We start from the raw sequence: 17543 nt of genomic DNA on the forward strand, positions 1-17543 counted from the left end.
TTTCTTAATTTTCAATAATATATTGTATATAATTTTCAGAAAGAAGGAATCTACATGCCAGTTAGAAGAATAGAACACGTTGGACTTATGGTTGCAAACTTAGAAACATCTATTTCATTTTATGAAGAAGTAGTCGGCTTACAGCTCATTAAACGTATGGGGCACCCGAATCCAGACTTAAAACTCGCTTTTTTAGGTGTAGAAGAATCGAAGGAAACGATACTCGAACTCATTGAAGGCTACAACTCTTCTCTTCCGGCAGAAGGAAAAGTACACCACATTTGCTTTAAAGTGGATTCATTAGAGGATGAAATCGAAAGACTAAAGAAACACAAAGTAACCTTTCTACTAGGAGAAGAAATTGAAACATTACCAGATGGAACACGTTACATATTCTTCGCTGGCCCTGACGGAGAGTGGATTGAGTTTTTTGAGACGGAGAGATAAAGTGAAACTTTAATCAGGTGGGTGTCCATTCCTCCTTTTTTATCCCACACCAATCGGGCTTTTGTGGGATAAAAAAGAGCCGGAATTTGGTCTTATCCCTGTCAAGTAGACAGTATTAAAAACCCCTTCAACCTGAAGACTCACCTAGATTAAAAAACAATCATTTTGTTAGGAGTAAGGAATGATAAATACAATCTATATTATTGTTTTTTGGATACTTATACTATTCCCAATCCTGTATGTAATCATGATAAAGCATTGGAATATAAAAGTAGTTGCCGTATTTATTGGAAGGATTCTATTAAGTATCGTCTTTTTCTTAAATGGAATGTATGTAGGACTGCAACGAAATTGGGCAGAGCCCCCTATGAAACAGAATGGGATTTCTTTATAAAGTCTTTATTAAATGGAAAAACTGATGCACTTATACACTTGTTACTTCTAATTATTATCGTTACTTTCGGCTTAATAATTATATTTTTTCATAGAAATAAAAAGAAATAGGGTGTTTTCCCTATTTCTTTCTTTACTGGGGTACCGCCCATAACCATCAAGCTAAGAAAAGCGAATACCCCAAAACGAAAAAAATGACCTGAATTCTCATAAATAACTGTTGTAGTGATATAAAATTTTCGTTTTAGGGATACTTCAAAATATTAGCTTGATGAACATGGGGACGAGCCCCTAAAATACAATTCCGCTAGAAATCTCCGCTCTATATTCCCTTTTATTTATGATAGTTGATTAACAACACTTTCCAAAAATTTGTCTACCTCTTCTTTTGATGTATCCGGTGTATGATAACCAATCGTAAATGTAAGTCTCCCATTATAAAAGCTTGCACCCATTGAAAAGAATGGCGCATACATAATGGGTGATGTCATATACCCGTCCTCAGCTTGAACTTCACCAAACTGAATAGGTTCATCAGCGATCACCCCGAAATTTGTCAGTAACGGCAACGCCATCCCCATCTGTAAAGCCTGCTCGTATTGCTGATTATACATTTCCTTCACCACAGATAGCTTCATACCTGCCAGTAGCTCCATTCCTGCTGCTGAAGACAGACCTGGATTTTGAGACTTTATTTTATCCATTGATTGTTTAATTCGAACGAGAGTCTGATTAAATGATTCATTATCCTCCATTTTAATCACTGGCATTTCCATGCCGGATAAGTTGCAAATAGCACCAGTTGTATAATTAGGCAGATATCGACGTAAATCAATTGTTAAACCGATCATTTTTTCTGCGGTGCGAGGTTCTGCATACACAGTGAAATGTGATAAAGCTCGGAAGTAGGCAGTCATGATTACATCATTCAAGGTAGCCTGTTGTGCTTTTGTCCATTGGGTTAGACGTAGAGATTGCTCATGGCTCAACCGCCGTACAGACATTTGAGGGGATTTATTTTTGTTGGGTTGAGATGGAAAAGACCATAACGATGCTTGTTGTTCTTGGCTAGGACGATACGCGCTTTTTATGTCCGATATTCCAGCATATTTGAATACATGTGATTGATCTCGAAAACTCTCATTTCCCTCACCAAATTCCTTCATAATTTGATTCTTAGATTGTCCCAAGGAAAGTTGAGTATAAATTGCTCCAAGCAAATTAATATATTCCTTGACCCCTGCGCCATCTGAACATAGATGAGATAATTTCACAACTAACATATCTGTTGTAGTGCCTCGTAATAATTTTGTTTGAACCATAGGCCCCTGAATACGATCACCGGGTTCCTTAATAAAATCTATTGCCATTATTTCAAGTTCTTGATTATTTCCTTCTGCAAAAAGGCAAATAGGTGAGTTAGTGGCAGATGAATGTTCCTCCCAGTAAGGGATATCATTTTCTACAAACCGGCTGTTCAAAACCGGCTGCAATTGTAACGTTATCCTTACTGATTGTTCAAGTATTTCCTTTGATATACCTACAGGAAAATAAAGAACTGCATTAATTTGTTGATCTGCAGAATAAAGACCTAATACATAATTCATTCGATCTTGAGGTGTTACTGAAAACTTTCTTTGTTCCATAATTCCGTCCCCCTTTTAAGACTTTTTTTGCATAACCTTATTCTCCATATGGTTGTAAATTTTCTTCAAGAGTAAATAATTATTATTTTTTGAACTTTTCACAAAAGTATCTTTTCCGTACTGGTTCCATTCTTTTTACGGCTCTTTGTAGGTGATATAACCATTATTTTATTATTATTAACACTTCCTACCTCCCCTCTTAAAATCAAACGAAAATATATTTAGTTTATATATATACAAACATTTTACAATGTCGTTTGGTAATTATCAATAAAAACAAATTATTTTTATGTCTGTTAATAAAAAAAATAATATAATACGTTTAGGTGTTACTTCATAATAAAAAGGTTGATGGGCATGGAGGACCACCAACCTTTTATCATATTGCTTTAGATGTTGGTATTCATTATTACATTGTTTACAAATAACTCCTGTTTGCACTTGTATCACCTCATCATTTTCAAACTTCCAAACTAACTAGGTCTTCATAAAGTGAAACTTTAATCAGTGGGGGGTTTTGTCCATCCCCACTGATTATTAGCCTTCGCCAATCGGGCGTTTACGGGCAGCAGGGCTCCCACCTAACTCCTTTGCTCCAGCTGAATTTTGAGGTGGGAGTTTTACTGCCCACAAATAGCGAAAAAAAGGAGCCGGAATTTTGGCCCCTTTTTTCGCAAGTGCAGCAATGGTTTGAAGAACCGTAACCTTCAACCTAAAAATTTACCCAGATTAAAAAACAATCATTTTGTGAGGAGTAGAAAATGATGAATACAGTCTATATTTTTGTTTTTTAGATGAGTGTATTTCTTAACTTGATAGCGATGTAGCTGGCCCCTTTTAGAATAGTAGAGTATAAACGTGAAAAAACTTCTAACAAATTTTGTTAGAAGTTTTTTAAAATACGTGATATTTTATTTATCAATATTTCTTCAGTCTTCATTATTGATTTCTATCGTGCCTGTTCTAGCACTAACCTTTAAAATATTTAATAGATTCTCAGGTGTCTTGATTTCCACTTCATATTCAAATTTAGATTGTGCTAAGTTGTCATCTTCTAATTCGAATTCTTTTTTCACATTAATAATTTCTCCATTTGTATGAGCTAAAGAAATTTCACGAACTTGTTTCTCTGTATAGTTTTCATTCTTTTTCGCATAATTGTAACCCATACCATAATATCCACCAACAATAGCGATACCGATTATTAAAATAGCAATTACACTTATAATTATTTTCTTTTTATGTTTTAACATTTCCATCCACTCCTTAATAATTAATCATTTATTCCAAATCTTGCTTCAAGTACATTTTCTGCTTGCTCTAATTGATCTTCAAGTATATCTTGTTCTCTTTCTTGTATTTGATATTGTTCAACAGTTATCGTCCCAGCGTGAAAATCTGCTTCTAGCTGATCATCAGATAGATCTATCTTGTCATCTAATTGGTCAATTTCTTTTTTTGCTGCTAAGTACGTATTTAAGTTATCTTCTTTTGCTCCAACTGGTTTCGTATTATTTGCCTTTTCTACAATAGATGTGACTTCGTTTTTGAAATCTTGTGTTTGCTTAGTATCATTCATAGCAGGCCCTGTTTTGTGTGGTTCGTGTTGTAGTTGCGTACCTTCTTTTTGTGATGTATCGTTTTCTACTTTCAGTTGTTGTATTTCTGTATCGTTATCAGCTTGAGTAGAACAAGCTGTTAAGAATAAACAAGACATTGCTCCAATCATCATCCATTTTCCCATTATGTTCTCCTCCCTTTACATGTGCACCTTATCCATGTCCTTATATTACTGAACAAACATTAAAGGAAGATTAATGTGCCAAAAAATAAAGTGAAACTTTAATCAGTGGGGGTTTTGTCCATCCCCCACTGATTATCAGCCCTCACCAATCGGGCTTTTACGGGCAGCAGGGCTCCCACCTAACTCTCTCGCATTCGCCGAATTTTGAGGTAGGAGTCTTACTGCCCGTTAATGCGGGATAAAATGATATAATTAAATAGTTTCTAATCTTTCTTTAATGTTTCGGAATTATAGTGATACATATAAATAAGAAGAAAAGGAGAATGTTAATGCGAGTTCTTATTGTCGAAGATGAAAAAGACTTACAAAATATATTGGTAAAACGATTAAATGCAGAATATTATAGTGTCGATGGATGTGGGAATGGAGAAGATGCTTTGGATTATATAAGCATGGCTACCTACGATTTGATTGTGCTTGACATTATGATTCCCGGAATAGATGGTTTACAAGTATTACAAAGATTACGTGCGGACAATAATACAACTCCTGTCTTGCTTCTTACAGCTAAAGATACAATTGATGATCGCGTAACAGGACTCGACTTAGGTGCGGACGATTATTTAGTAAAGCCCTTTGCTTTTGATGAGCTGTTAGCAAGAATTCGAGTGTTGATGCGAAGAAAAACAGGAAATACATCTAATGTGTTTGAAATCGCTGACCTAGTGGTGGATTGCAATATGCATAAAGTAACAAGAGGAGATCAAGTTATCAATCTTTCCAGTAAAGAATTTGCTATTTTAGAATATATGATTCGTAATAAAGAAGTTGTGTTGACACGAGATAAAATTGAGCAACATGTGTGGAATTACGACTATGAAGGTGGCTCGAATATTATTGATGTTTACGTCCGCTATCTTCGCAAAAAAATTGATAGCCAGTTTGAAACGAAGTTAATTCATACAGTACGAGGAACTGGTTACGTATTGCGAGTAGAATCATGAAAAGACTATCAATAAAAATGAGAGTGACCCTATGGTATACGGGGCTAGTTGTAATTATTATGGCACTCGTGTTAGCTTTTATTTTAACTTCTTCAGATAAAGTTTTGCTTTTTAATATGAAAAATCAATTGAAGAGCACAGTAAAAGAAAGCATTGAAGATATCGAATATAAGCATGGACAGTTAAAGATTGACGATGAATTTGAGGCCTTAGAAGATGGAGTAAATATCATCATTTATAGTAAACAAGGTGAGCTGATGGCAGGACATAATCCAACAACCTTTAATAAAAAGGTATCGCTTAAATCCGATGAAATACAAACCATTAAAGACGGTAATAAGGAATGGATAGTATATGATTTTCTCCATAATGTAGGCGGCGATGAGCAAGTCTGGATTCGTGGCATAATGACCATGAATCAATTATCATCAACCATGAATACGCTTATTGTGGTAACACTCATCTCATTTCCATTACTTATTCTCATTGCGGCAGTGGGAGGATATTTTATTACGCAAAGAGCGTTTCGACCTGTGCAACAAATGAGTGATTCAGCCAGTGAAATTGGTGATGGTAAAGACCTTTCGAAGAGAATTAATTTACAAGGTTCATCGAAAGACGAAATGTATCATTTAGCACAAACCTTTGACAAAATGTTTGAGCGATTGGAGACATCATTCGAAAGTGAAAAACAATTTACATCTGACGCATCTCATGAATTAAGAACACCAACATCTGTTATTATTTCGCAATGCGAATACGCTTTATCGCAGAGGAATAATCCGAAAGAAATGGAAGAATCGTTAGAAGTAATTTTAAGGCAATCGCGTAAAATGTCCGTGTTAATCTCGCAACTCTTATTATTAGCACGAGTTGACCAAGAAAAGCATAATACTTTTCAATTTGAATGTATCAATATGAGTGAATTAACGGAAATCGTTGTAGAAGAGCTTTCATTAATGGTTCAAGAAGCTTCGATTAATATAACAACACATATAGAGGAAGACCTGTTTATTAAAGCAGATCAAACATTGATGATGCGTTTATTAATGAATTTACTAACGAATGCGATTGCTTATAGCAAAGCGAACGGCACTGTGAATATGCAACTGTTCCGAGATGAAACCAACATAATAGGTAAAGTCTCCGATAATGGCATAGGCATCAGCGAGCAACATATTGCGAAAATATGGGACCGCTTCTATCGAGTTGACGCAGCACGAACATCTTCAAACAATGGAAACACAGGTTTAGGATTGTCGATGGTAAAATGGATTATAGAACTACACGGAGGAGAAATTACCGTTGAAAGTGAATTAGGAGAAGGCAGTACTTTTACATTTAAACTACCAATTGAAAACCGAGCATAATGTATGCTCGGTTTTAGCTTTAGAATACAGATTGATTAAAAATCTCTATTCAGTCCTTATTTAAAAGTAAATACAAAAACTCCATTTTGAAAAAAAGCGATCAAAATGGAGTTACTCTTTTTAGCTATATATGAGATTTTATAAAACCATCTACTTAAATCTATTTTCCAAGTATACCATTCAACAATCTGAAATATTCTAATCAGCACAATCACTCATTTAACTAAAAAAATTGGTTAATTGCATAATGCTCTTCTGACTTTCCTTGCAAAAATTAGTGGATCATCAACGTCTTCGATATTAACGTAAATTAAATTTGGATCATCACATAACCACTCATTGTGTATAGACGAAACAATTATTCCTTGTTTAATAATTGTAGCAACAAATTCAGTGACTTCCTTTTGTAAGAGTGCTACCCGCCCTAGACATAATGCCCGTCCAGTTTTATTATCTCGTGATTCGAATGAGAAGGAAGTTGTTACTCTAAAACGTTTCCCCAAGATTGTTGCTTGTATTTCATCTCGATTTATTGTTGCCACGCATTTTCCACCGGCGAATCCTTCTTGGCCGCCGATAATTCTTGCAAACTGTTGACAAATTGATTCCTCATTAATCGCCATACCTTCAATCATCCCCCCTTTTACTGTTAGGTTATGAATGAATACATAGGTCTGAAACGGTAATGAATCTATTCTATTACAAAAAAGATAATGGCAATCTAACGAAAACTGTTAGCTCAATTATTCTTGATCATTTGAATTAACTCGGCTATATATGTTAAGACATTTTTAGAGAGCATAAAAAAGACACCCTAAGGTGCCATCCTCCGACTTGAGAATCATATCTATGTATGGAGAAATTTAGAAAAGAGAAACTTCTAACTATAACTTATAGAGCTCTTATACCATGAATTACTTACATACATATTTCCTTATTTACCGGAAGAATAATCCCCGTTATATTACTTTCTGATCAGTCTCGTTAAAGCCATCCCAATAAATCCAGCACCCATCCCTATTAGCCATCCAGCATGAGTATCACCTAATATAGATCCCACTCCTCCGCCAAGAAACATGCAGCCAACGAATACTAATCCTCCAATTCCCCAATTCGGCCGTTCCATAATTCAATCACATCCCTTCAATAAAACATATGCGATTAACTAGCCTAACTTTCTTGCATGAGATAGTTAATTATTTTGCTTAGGTTTAGCACTTTCAGGGAATTCAAAAGATGCGGAAATTGAGCCATTTGAATGGATTGCAGAAGGTGAATTTAATTTTTTTATATTATAATAACTTAACGAAATCTGTTAGCTCAATTATTCTTGATCATATGAATTGTTACCAGAGTTTAAATAGTGCAGAATTTTTTTGTTATAAGGTGTTTTTCCTTTTCAGCTTGATGGGTATGGGGTGCTACTCCATCGCTATTAAGTTAAGAAACACATTCTTTCCCAAATGTTCAGTTAAAAAATGTCTTAGACTGCATTTAGTTGGTATAACTAGATTCCTCTATTCTAGTTTTCTAAATGTAATACTGGAAAAGATTTAACCTTGTCATTGGAGGGCACATATATTCATGACAATTAATTAAAATAGATCCTGCACTATAAAATAAATTTTTAGATAAACCAGCAAAAAGCCCCTTCAAATTTGAAGGGGCTTTTTAGTATATAGAAATTAGCTTAAATCAAAGATAACATTTCTTGAAAAGGGGGCATTTTTATATTATTCAGGTTTATTGAGGAGCCTTCGTTTGAAGCAACTTTAACCCCATACCAATAAAAATCATTCCAGTTACTTTATTTAGAATCATCCCTACCTTTTGATTTCCTCTTAATTTTTTTGTGACATATGAAGAGAAATAAGCAACAAATAAACACCACAATAATCCAGTGACTGTAAAAGTAATTCCTAAAATGATAAAAGGCATAGGGCCTGAAGCCTTTGTATCTATAAATTGCGGAAGAAACGCAATAAAGAATAAAGAGACTTTTGGATTCGTGAGACTTGTTAAGAGTCCTTGTAAATATATCTTTCTAATGTTCAATTTATTGGATGAGGCTTGGAAAGCTACATTTGTTTTATCAAGTATCATTTTAATCCCTAAATATACAAGATAGATAACACCTATAACCTTAATGGTGTTAAATAACACAATGGATTTTGTAAGTATAATAGATAAACCAAAAGCAACCAATAATGTATGAACTAAAGAACCAGTAATAATACCAAAAACAGAATACACACCTGCTTTTCTACCTTGTGAAATACTTCTTCCCACAATATAGATGGTGTCTGCGCCAGGAATTAGATTTAATAAAATCCCTGTTAGTAAAAACACTTCGTAATTAATAATACCGTACATTCTAGCACCCCTATCTATTTTTTTGGTGCCCTTATTGATATTAAATTAAATAAAAGAAAAAGAAAAGTGTTTTCTATTTATTCAATAAAATTAATGTTTTTTTAATTTACAACCAATAAAACTGATGGAGTGTATCATTCGTATCGCGGACCTAAAACTCACTATTGAATAAGTAAAACCCCAGAAATCCAAAGGTCTCTGGGGTTTCATTATATATTTAGCTCTTTTTGCTTTTTGTTTTGTTTGTGTCTATGCAGCAATTTTCGACTTATGAGAGAAATCAGTAATAAGATCAGTATTAGTACGAAAAGTTGCATAAATGATAAATCAAAATATTTAGCACCTGTAACTATTAAAAGTGTAGAAATCGTACCTTTTACAATGAAAAAAATAATAATCCATAATCCGCCTTTTTTCCAGTTCATTTTTATTTTACCCTTTCCTACGCTTAAATTCTTAAATGGGACACCTTAATAGAAATCTATTATATTAATAAAAAAGTAAACTTTTTCACAAAAATCATGTCCAATTACATGCGACGATTTCATAATAAATGAAAATGATATTCAGTGTCAATTTTATTGACTATTTGAATATCTATTTATCATCTCAATCTCTTTCTACTTCGTTTCTTATAGGCAATGAACTCTTGTTTTCAAACAAAAACACCTCCATTGAATTTGCACACTAAATATGCGAATTCAAGAGGTGTTTTTTCATGTACCATCAGATAAGATTTCCTGCTTTATTTATTTCTTGATACGTAGCTATTTTCTAGTACACAATAACTGGATCATTAGTGTTCAAACTATCATATACAGTTTTTGCAACATTAGGAAGAAGGTTTACACACCCGCCTGATCCCCCTGTTAAATAAGCATTATTTGCCCAGTCTTTTCGCCAGCCTGCATCATGGAATCCTTGGCCGCTATTTGTGAATGGAACCCAGTAATCTACCTTAACTGCATAATCAGCTTTACCTACTGCGCTGCCTTTCAGCGTGTATGGTGTTCGTTTATATAGAACGTACCACACACCTGGTGATGTATCTTCACTCGTGCTATGTTTACCAGTTACTACATTTGTTGTGACGACTAATTTCCCATCTTTATAAATCCAAATTTGTTGATCTGCAATTGAAACTTCCGCATACGTGTCTCCGATGCCATTATTCGATGTTGTTTCATAACCGATACCTTCCTTCTCCCAACCATTTCCATGGATATTAGAAGCAGATAGCGATTTTTCACCCTTTTCAAAAGCTTGTTGAACTTGTTTTGTTTCTTTTTCAACATCTAGTGCCCAGCCGTAGCCTTGTCCTTTTACTGATATGACCGAACCGGAATGGGTTTTAAAGCTGAAATTTTTATTTAATGTTGATTTAGCATTATTAATTTCAGCAATCTTATTTTTAATGTCGCTCGCATCGATTGTAACTTTCATATCCTTTGACATAGAGGCATTCTGAATTAAATCTTTCGCTTTTAAAGGATACACTTCATTCTGCACTTTATACTCAACAGACTGCCCAAGAAGATTCTGTAGTGCTTTCTCCTCTTTTTTGACAATCGGATCGTCTTCTTTAATAGGCTGTATGTATGTAGACTTCAGATGAATTTCACTTTTATACTTCTGCTTGTCGTAATCTTTCAGTAGACTAGTAACGTCATACTGTTTTCCATCAACGCTCTTCGAAATAACAACTTTTCCTTGTTCAAGCTTCGCCATAGCATCTTGAGGCGCTTTTAATTTTTCATTCATAGAGATGAGCTTTTCTTCTACAAGTTTTTTCATCGTTTCACTACGATACTGATCCGCCTTTTCCGGTAGCACTGAATATTTTTTTTCCTTTGAGGAAGGGAAAAATGTCCACTGGCTTTTTAATAGTTTCTTAACTTGAGGCAAATCTTTTTCCGTAAGTTCCGTTTTTGTATCTTTTTCATCTAAAATTTGTTGTTGATCAACATAGACTTTGTTTTCTAGTCCAGATGTTTTTAATTTCTGTATTGCCTGATCAGCGTTCAGACCACCGACTTTTGTGTCATTAATCGTAACATTTGAATTGAAGTGAGTTGTCTGATAATAACTCATTCCTCCAATGAGAAGTACAATTACACCAACACCCGCTGCAATAAGCTTCCAATTTGTAAAACGTTTGCTTGATCTTACTCGTTTTCTCTCAACTTCTTCAACTGATTCATTTATTGGATTATTGTTCATCAATCTTTCCCCCGTATACATTAACGTCAATCGATTTTAAACTAAAACCATTGACTAGTGTACCTTATTTTTCCTAAAATTTCATTATTTTTAAAAAGATTTTATCGCATTTAATTAATTAAATTCGGGTTTTTCAATAGTACGATACATTGAATAACCCTTTACAAGTAATAAACTGAAACTTTAATCAACTGTTACACCAAGGGATTTAGCTAAATCTCTTGTGAAAGCTTTTTCTCTTTACGTAAAATACGAAGTATGTTCTCCATTTTTATGAACATCACCCCTAATTTTGCCAAAAACTTTTACATTATTAGTTTATATAATTCTGTTATTAATGTTAATTTTTTTTACATTTCAAAAAAATAAACGATAATCCTTCTACATCTTAGATAGAAAGAATACCGTTTTTTCGTTTAGAGTATTTGTATATACTTCCAAATATTAAGACGCTAGCATGGATGATGCCCCCAGGTATGAGAATCTAAAGTATTTGAATAAGAAACTTTACTCCGTTCGTTATAGTTATTTACATCATAATATAATTATATATATTTCTATCTTAAGGACTGAAAATAGCTATTTAAAAATATAGTTGCTAATTTTATTTCAATCTTCCTTGCACCCAAGTAGCAATATCATTTATAACATACTCAGGGATATTAGCAGGACTATAATATTCATCCGATTTACTTAATTCTCCATCTTCTTCTGTAAAGAAGTGATTTAACTTTGGATATAGTCGATAATCAACGTTATCTCGCCCTTTTAATTGTTCTTTCCAAAAGGGAATTTCAATTTTTGAAGGAACTCGATAGTCTCTTTCTCCTTGAAGAATAAGAAGCGGTGTTTTTTGTTCTTTTGACATTTCTGCTGCTTTAATTTTACGGATTGAATCCCAATATACTGGTGGTCCTAAAGAAAAATCCTTTGGAGGATTCTGACTAGAGAAATTAGGATCCTTTAATAATTCAAATTGCGATTTGTAAAATTTATATTCTTCTGGTTTCATTTCTCCAATAGAAAGACGATACTCAAATTGATCTAAAACATTGTCTATGAATGCCTTGGCCGCCCCTCCCATCACAATTGCCCCAGCAATATTTTGATTTTGATTTTTTTCAATTATCCTCGGAATCATCATTCCACCTTGACTATGACCAAGAATATAAATTTGATTCTTATCTATCATAGGTTCATTTTGAAGAAAATGAGTCACCAAAAGAGCATCATCTGTTGTCTCTTTATCAACTGTATAAAAAGGACTAAGTTCTGTTTTCAATCCATGTTCATAGGTTCGTTTATTATAGCGAAGGACAGCAATTCCTTTCGAAGCAAGACCTTCAGCTAGATCGCGAAATGGTTTTAAAGCATACGTTGCTGAATCCTGATCGACTGCTCCAGCTCCATGAACAAGAATAACCGCTGGAAAAGGGCCCTTTCCCTTTGGAACAGATAATGTTCCTGGTAATGGAAATGCACCACTTCCAACTACTACTTCTTTATCAATAAATGATTCAGGTTTACTATATGATGGCCGATCTGCAACAGGACTAAACGACATACTGAGTTGAAAATCATCTATTTTTCCAGATGGATCTAGTTTAATTAATAAAGGTACTGTAAATTGTTCAAAAACTAATTTAATCTCAACATTTGTATGAACAGAATTCGTCTCTTTTTGTGTCACCTCTCCAATTCCCATAAAAGAACCTGCTGGTAATTTCGTAGGAAGTTCCTCCCAATAGTTCTTCAGCCATTTTTCAGATATTATTTTCTGTAATGATCGAGAAGTTAAATCAAATGCAGATTTATAATCTTCAGTATGCATAGAACGGATAAATGAAAGAGCAGTAGATATAACAGGATTTTCATCGTCAATATTGTCTATTTTTTTTATATTTGTGTTTGTTTCCTTTAATTTCGATTTAATTTGGTGGTTGAACGGATTATTATATGTATTTTGATATAAACTTGTTTTCAATACGTCCTTATTCCGTCCCTCATACAAGTTTGAATAATCCTCGAAATTTTTAGGTGAAATTACTTCCTCCGCATATGAAACCGAAGGAATGGTTATTGCACACATTGCACCGACAAGTAATAACTTACTCCCTATTCTTTTTTTCGTGCTCATATTTATTAATTCTCCCTTCACAATTAAAATTTTTAATACAGCATGCCTAGTACTATAAGGAAATAGAAATTTTACAGGCGATTAATAATCTATTTTACAATCCCCTCTAACGGGTTAAAAAGCTATTATAAACAAACTTTAATATAAAATGCCTTCTCCCTCTTTTTCCACATGTATGTTAACTCTAGAAATTACTTCTTTTCTTTAAAACACTCTTTTTACTGGTTTATTTTTCATATATAAGTCGTACCTGTTTCCCCCTTCGTGCTACTTTATATTTTTATCATATACAATGAAAATCTCTTTTTCCTTACCTATTCCTTACAAATCCCTTACATTCGAAATCGCTTTTATAATAGTGCTGTATGAACCTCTGTGCCTGAAAGCGCAAAAAAAAGAAACACCAATGTTATTTGCTTTGGTGCTTCTTTTTCACGCTTTAAATTTTGATTATTTTTCTTGCTATGTAACACAAATTACATTGTGCTGTCTGGAACACTCCTAACGTTGTTAAAATCACTTGTTTCAATAGTAAAATTTATACTAGAGGGTACTCATATCCAACAGTTTAAGAAAAAGAAACGCCTCAAAACAAAAAATGAGCTGACTTCTCAAAATAACTAAATGTAGAGACAGAAAATTTTCATTTAAGGGTGACTTCAAAACCATTAACTTAAGAAACGGATATTCTCCAGAACGAAAAATAAGAAGGATTCTTTCAAAATACTAGCTTGATGTACATTAATTGGCACCATAATATGATTGAATTAAACTCATTACAAACAGCTAAGAAAGTGATTGCTGGAATAGAAGTTATGCTTATAATCAAAAAAGGACAAACTCCCCAAGGGGAAAAGTTTGTCCAATACCATAATCGCTCTGGTTTAATAATATTTAATTCAGTTCCGCTAGGAATTTTTCATTCTTTTTTCATATCCCACTATTTTTGCATCAGAACTAACAATAGTAAATTAGAATAACGACTTAATACTCGCTAGGACAGTAAGGATACCTATAACAATAACAAATACATTGCTCATCTTCCCTCTATATTTAGCTAGTACAGGCACTTTACGAATTGCATACATTGGTAATAGACATAAGATAGCCGCAACTAACGGACCGCTAAGGGCATCAATGATTCCAAGAATACTTGGATTTGTATAAGCAACATACCAGCATGTTAATACGACAAAAGTAAGAATCATTGTCTTAACTGTTTTTTCTCCTATATCTTTCCCACGTTTTTTACCGGACTTGATAATCATGTCACGCATTACCTCATACGCCCCTATATAATGGCCAAGGAAAGACTTTGTAATAGCCACAAATGCAATGATAGGAGCCGCAATAGTGATTACTGGTGAATTAAGCTCATTAGCAAGATATGATAGGATTGACAAGTTCTGTTCTTTTGCCACCTTAAGATCATCTGGAGTCAAACTTAAAGTACTGCTCCAAACAAAGAACATAACAACAGCGAATGTCATGATATAACAAACTTTTTGTATTTGAGCACACTTGGCATCAGTAGCATCTATTCCATACGTAGCTCTCTGTTTCATAACGAATGACGAAATCATAGGAGAATGATTAAACGAGAATACGATGATTGGTAGTATCATCCATATTGTTCCAAAATATCCCGTTCCAGTTGAAGCAGTAGAAACACTTGAAAAACTTAGCATTGACGTATTCCACTGTGGAATTAAAGATATTGCGATAAAAAGTAGAGAAACAATGAAAGGATATACTAGCATGCTCATTATCTTTACAGTAATATCTTGACCAAAATTTAGTATAGCGATAAGACCGAGTACTAATACAAGCGATAAAATGGCCCTTGGAGGCTCCTGCATGTGCAATTGATGCACGATAAAACTACTTGCAGTATTTGTAAGTGCAACCGAATACATCAGCACGATCGTATAAATTGAGACGAAATATACTATGTTAAAAATGATACTTGCCTTATTTCCGAAATACTCTCTTATAGTACCCGTAATCCCCTCATCAGCAGAATTAGAAGCGTATATCATTTTAGCAAGCGCCCTATGTGAGTAATACATAACTGGATATGCAAGTATGGTAATTAACAGTAATGATAATAAACCACCTGAACCTGCATTAATAGGTAAGAAGAGTACTCCTGCTCCAATTGCTGTTCCAAAAAGACTCAATGCCCAGGTAGTATCCTGTTTATGCCACTTTTTAGGGTCTGGATATTTCTCATTTTTTACTGCAGTATTATCAGCTTGAAATTCTATGTTTTTTGCAGTATTCCCATTCATATAATAATTCCTCCTAGTTTCCTATTCTTACTTCTCTATTTAAGGCATCGGAATATAGACCGTTCTTGAAAAATGAATTGCTTATAAAGTGCGCCACATCGTATATCCTTCTTCTAAGTTAATCAAAATCAAAAAATTAGCGAAGCATCAATCTGACGGGGTTGTTACAACTTGCAAAATATTCCAATTGTATAGTAGTATATTTTATTAGTAATTCCCCCAATATACAGACATCCTTAGGCGAACAATAGAGAATAGATTGTTAACTATTTCACAATATACCCGATGATTGTTCATTGATTTGATTGTTTCTCTCCAAAGATTTTATTTTTAATGGCAATCCCTGTAGGTGTTGCTGCAATTCCACCTAAACCTGTCTCTCTTAATTCGCGAGGCATCTGTCTTCCAACTCTATACATCGCTTCAATAACTTCGTCAGCATTGATGATATTGTTTACGCCGGCTAATGCGATGTCCGCTGCTGCTAAAGCATTTGCCGTTCCAATGGCGTTTCTCTTTACACAAGGAATTTCTACCAAACCAGCGACCGGATCACAAACTAAACCGAGTAAATTTTGTAATGCAATCGAAAAAGCTACAGAAGATTGCTGTGGCGTTCCACCTGCAGCTTCTACCGCAGCTGCAGCCGCCATCGCTGAGGCACTGCCTACTTCAGCTTGACATCCTCCGTACGCTCCTGAAATACAAGCGTTGTTTGCGACTATCGTTCCAAATAACGCTGAAGTAAATAGAAAATGAATCATATCTTCATGACTTAACTGCAACGTATCTTTAATACTAAATAGGACTCCCGGAATCGTCCCACTCGCACCTGCTGTTGGAGTTGCACAAATAGCTCCTAATGCAGCATTTACTTCATTAACACCGATAGCACTTTGGATCCCTAACACCATCAAATCTCCAGAAAGGGTTTTCCTATTTTCTCGATAGTTTTTAATTTTAACAGCATCACCTCCGGTTAAACCAGTTGGAGAAAATACACCGTCGCCCTCGATACTTTTATTTATAGCATTTTGCATAGTCGCTAAATTTCGTTCCATTTTACTCCAAACTTCTTCATAAGTAGATTTAGTTTGTTCAATTTCCTGTTCAATTGCTAATTCATAAATTGTCTTTTGGCTTTTATTAGCTGCATCCACAATTTCTTTTATGGCCATATACATATTTTTTCACTCCCTAATGTAACTAAAGAATAATGAGCTTAGCTATATTGCTTAAATTTCCTAATTCCTCCTGGAGATTACCAGGCAATAGCGAATCCAATGCGAATGCATATAAATATTTCCTATTTCCTTCTAAACTATGAAAGTTATTAATTTCTACATCATATTGTTTAAAGATCCTGCGTAAAACAAATTCAAAGTCAGCTCTTTCGGAAATTGCAATAATGACTGGCAATGGCCCCTGCAGATCTAAACTAAATCCGTCAATTTCAACATGTTTGATTTCAATTAATCCACCGCCGACAGAAATACCCATCGTTCTAATACTTCGACTTTCATCCTCTAAATATACATCTGCCGTATTTGGATGATCAGCAGGACTATCACCCGCTTTTTCAATAAAGGTAATGTCGATTCCTTTAGATTCTGCTATTTTAATAGCATCTGGCACTTCGCTGTCATCGGCTGCAAATCCTAGTATCCCAGCAATAATCGCAAAATCAGTTCCATGTCCTTTATGGGTTTCAGCAAATGATTCATAATACCTTACCACGACTTTTTTTGGAAGACCTTGAAATAATTTATTGGCTACTGTTCCAATAGCCAAAGCACCTGCAGTATGTGAACTTGAAGGACCTATCATTATGGGCCCAATCACATCAAAACAACTTTTGTATTTAACAACCTTTTTTTCTTTAATAGATGCTACATTCATGTTCATATAAGCACCCCCA

At 34.3% G+C, this 17543-nt stretch carries 15 protein-coding genes and 2 pseudogenes; 5 read left to right on the forward strand and 12 right to left on the reverse strand.

Annotated features, from left to right (window positions below; all coding sequences use genetic code 11):
• Window positions 1-54: 54 nt before the first annotated feature.
• A complete protein-coding gene (locus MHH59_RS15755; protein ID WP_002185477.1) occupies window positions 55-447 on the forward strand; it encodes a VOC family protein in 393 nt (130 codons plus the stop codon).
• Window positions 448-628: 181 nt separating this feature from the next.
• A pseudogene (locus MHH59_RS15760) lies at window positions 629-951 on the forward strand (hypothetical protein).
• Between the two features lie 227 nt (window positions 952-1178).
• On the opposite strand, the gene MHH59_RS15765 reads toward MHH59_RS15760, so the two are convergent.
• The 3 genes from MHH59_RS15765 to MHH59_RS15775 all read right to left on the reverse strand — a co-directional run bounded on the left by MHH59_RS15765 (window position 1179) and on the right by MHH59_RS15775 (window position 4230).
• Window positions 1179-2486, reverse strand: a complete 1308-nt coding sequence (locus MHH59_RS15765) for a condensation domain-containing protein (RefSeq protein WP_002165467.1) — start codon at window positions 2484-2486, stop codon at window positions 1179-1181.
• Window positions 2487-3415: 929 nt separating this feature from the next.
• Window positions 3416-3739 carry a PepSY domain-containing protein gene (locus MHH59_RS15770; protein ID WP_000912126.1) on the reverse strand — a complete coding sequence of 108 codons (324 nt, stop codon included), beginning with the start codon at window positions 3737-3739 and terminating at the stop codon, window positions 3416-3418.
• A 20-nt stretch (window positions 3740-3759) separates the two neighbouring features.
• Window positions 3760-4230 (reverse strand): hypothetical protein, encoded by a 471-nt coding sequence (locus MHH59_RS15775; RefSeq protein WP_002013601.1) that lies wholly within the window; start codon window positions 4228-4230, stop codon window positions 3760-3762.
• A 329-nt stretch (window positions 4231-4559) separates the two neighbouring features.
• Between MHH59_RS15775 and MHH59_RS15780 the strand changes: the two genes are divergently transcribed.
• Together MHH59_RS15780 and MHH59_RS15785 are read left to right on the forward strand one after the other, a co-directional pair.
• Window positions 4560-5234 (forward strand): response regulator transcription factor, encoded by a 675-nt coding sequence (locus MHH59_RS15780; protein WP_002128055.1) that lies wholly within the window; start codon window positions 4560-4562, stop codon window positions 5232-5234.
• Window positions 5231-6604 carry a sensor histidine kinase gene (locus tag MHH59_RS15785; protein WP_002185472.1) on the forward strand — a complete coding sequence of 458 codons (1374 nt, stop codon included), beginning with the start codon at window positions 5231-5233 and terminating at the stop codon, window positions 6602-6604. Before MHH59_RS15780 ends, MHH59_RS15785 begins: the two co-directional genes overlap by 4 nt.
• Window positions 6605-6840: 236 nt before the next feature.
• Here the strand turns inward: MHH59_RS15785 and MHH59_RS15790 are convergent, their stop codons facing one another.
• The 6 genes from MHH59_RS15790 to MHH59_RS15815 form a co-directional block, all read right to left on the reverse strand.
• Window positions 6841-7239, reverse strand: coding sequence for a DUF1259 domain-containing protein (locus MHH59_RS15790; protein ID WP_003190280.1), 399 nt, complete (start codon window positions 7237-7239; stop codon window positions 6841-6843).
• Window positions 7240-7568: 329 nt separating this feature from the next.
• Window positions 7569-7730, reverse strand: coding sequence for a hypothetical protein (locus MHH59_RS15795; RefSeq protein WP_000441003.1), 162 nt, complete (start codon window positions 7728-7730; stop codon window positions 7569-7571).
• Between the two features lie 617 nt (window positions 7731-8347).
• Window positions 8348-8977 (reverse strand): LysE family translocator, encoded by a 630-nt coding sequence (locus tag MHH59_RS15800; RefSeq protein WP_340851737.1) that lies wholly within the window; start codon window positions 8975-8977, stop codon window positions 8348-8350.
• Between the two features lie 209 nt (window positions 8978-9186).
• The gene (locus tag MHH59_RS15805; protein WP_002017170.1) at window positions 9187-9402 is read right to left on the reverse strand and encodes a hypothetical protein; all 216 of its coding nucleotides are present in this window, start codon (window positions 9400-9402) and stop codon (window positions 9187-9189) included.
• Window positions 9403-9751: 349 nt separating this feature from the next.
• Complete coding sequence (locus MHH59_RS15810) at window positions 9752-11197, reverse strand: L,D-transpeptidase family protein (protein WP_002128059.1); 1446 nt, start codon at window positions 11195-11197, stop codon at window positions 9752-9754.
• Between the two features lie 604 nt (window positions 11198-11801).
• Entirely contained in the window at window positions 11802-13334 is a 1533-nt protein-coding gene (locus MHH59_RS15815) for an alpha/beta hydrolase (protein ID WP_340851739.1), read from the reverse strand.
• Between the two features lie 755 nt (window positions 13335-14089).
• Here MHH59_RS15815 and MHH59_RS15820 point away from each other — a divergent pair.
• Window positions 14090-14200, forward strand: a pseudogene (locus MHH59_RS15820) (IS6 family transposase); the annotation flags it as partial.
• A gap of 105 nt (window positions 14201-14305) precedes the next feature.
• On the opposite strand, the gene MHH59_RS15825 reads toward MHH59_RS15820, so the two are convergent.
• The 3 genes from MHH59_RS15825 to sdaAB all read right to left on the reverse strand — a co-directional run bounded on the left by MHH59_RS15825 (window position 14306) and on the right by sdaAB (window position 17530).
• The gene (locus MHH59_RS15825) at window positions 14306-15625 is read right to left on the reverse strand and encodes an aromatic amino acid transport family protein (RefSeq protein ID WP_002128061.1); all 1320 of its coding nucleotides are present in this window, start codon (window positions 15623-15625) and stop codon (window positions 14306-14308) included.
• Window positions 15626-15918: 293 nt separating this feature from the next.
• On the reverse strand, window positions 15919-16809 hold the full coding sequence (gene sdaAA, locus MHH59_RS15830; RefSeq protein WP_002128063.1) for an L-serine ammonia-lyase, iron-sulfur-dependent, subunit alpha: 891 nt from the start codon (window positions 16807-16809) through the stop codon (window positions 15919-15921).
• Window positions 16810-16831: 22 nt separating this feature from the next.
• Window positions 16832-17530, reverse strand: a complete 699-nt coding sequence (gene sdaAB, locus MHH59_RS15835; RefSeq protein WP_002128064.1) for an L-serine ammonia-lyase, iron-sulfur-dependent subunit beta — start codon at window positions 17528-17530, stop codon at window positions 16832-16834.
• Window positions 17531-17543: the final 13 nt, after the last annotated feature.

The sequence above is a fragment of the Bacillus sp. FSL E2-0195 genome, from assembly GCF_038003645.1.
In the GTDB taxonomy this organism is placed as follows: domain Bacteria; phylum Bacillota; class Bacilli; order Bacillales; family Bacillaceae_G; genus Bacillus_A; species Bacillus_A mycoides.

Bases quoted from the DNA above. Each gene is read 5' to 3' on its own strand.
- MHH59_RS15780 (WP_002128055.1), top strand. From the start codon at position 4,560: ATGCGAGTTCTTATTGTCGAAGATGAAAAAGACTTACAAAATATATTG.
- MHH59_RS15815 (WP_340851739.1), bottom strand. From the start codon at position 13,334: ATGAGCACGAAAAAAAGAATAGGGAGTAAGTTATTACTTGTCGGTGCA.
- sdaAA (WP_002128063.1), bottom strand. From the start codon at position 16,809: ATGTATATGGCCATAAAAGAAATTGTGGATGCAGCTAATAAAAGCCAA.
- MHH59_RS15770 (WP_000912126.1), bottom strand. From the start codon at position 3,739: ATGTTAAAACATAAAAAGAAAATAATTATAAGTGTAATTGCTATTTTA.
- MHH59_RS15805 (WP_002017170.1), bottom strand. From the start codon at position 9,402: ATGAACTGGAAAAAAGGCGGATTATGGATTATTATTTTTTTCATTGTA.
- MHH59_RS15810 (WP_002128059.1), bottom strand. From the start codon at position 11,197: ATGAACAATAATCCAATAAATGAATCAGTTGAAGAAGTTGAGAGAAAA.
- MHH59_RS15795 (WP_000441003.1), bottom strand. From the start codon at position 7,730: ATGGAACGGCCGAATTGGGGAATTGGAGGATTAGTATTCGTTGGCTGC.
- MHH59_RS15790 (WP_003190280.1), bottom strand. From the start codon at position 7,239: ATGATTGAAGGTATGGCGATTAATGAGGAATCAATTTGTCAACAGTTT.
- sdaAB (WP_002128064.1), bottom strand. From the start codon at position 17,530: ATGAACATGAATGTAGCATCTATTAAAGAAAAAAAGGTTGTTAAATAC.
- MHH59_RS15785 (WP_002185472.1), top strand. From the start codon at position 5,231: ATGAAAAGACTATCAATAAAAATGAGAGTGACCCTATGGTATACGGGG.
- MHH59_RS15775 (WP_002013601.1), bottom strand. From the start codon at position 4,230: ATGGGAAAATGGATGATGATTGGAGCAATGTCTTGTTTATTCTTAACA.
- MHH59_RS15765 (WP_002165467.1), bottom strand. From the start codon at position 2,486: ATGGAACAAAGAAAGTTTTCAGTAACACCTCAAGATCGAATGAATTAT.
- MHH59_RS15800 (WP_340851737.1), bottom strand. From the start codon at position 8,977: ATGTACGGTATTATTAATTACGAAGTGTTTTTACTAACAGGGATTTTA.
- MHH59_RS15825 (WP_002128061.1), bottom strand. From the start codon at position 15,625: ATGAATGGGAATACTGCAAAAAACATAGAATTTCAAGCTGATAATACT.
- MHH59_RS15755 (WP_002185477.1), top strand. From the start codon at position 55: ATGCCAGTTAGAAGAATAGAACACGTTGGACTTATGGTTGCAAACTTA.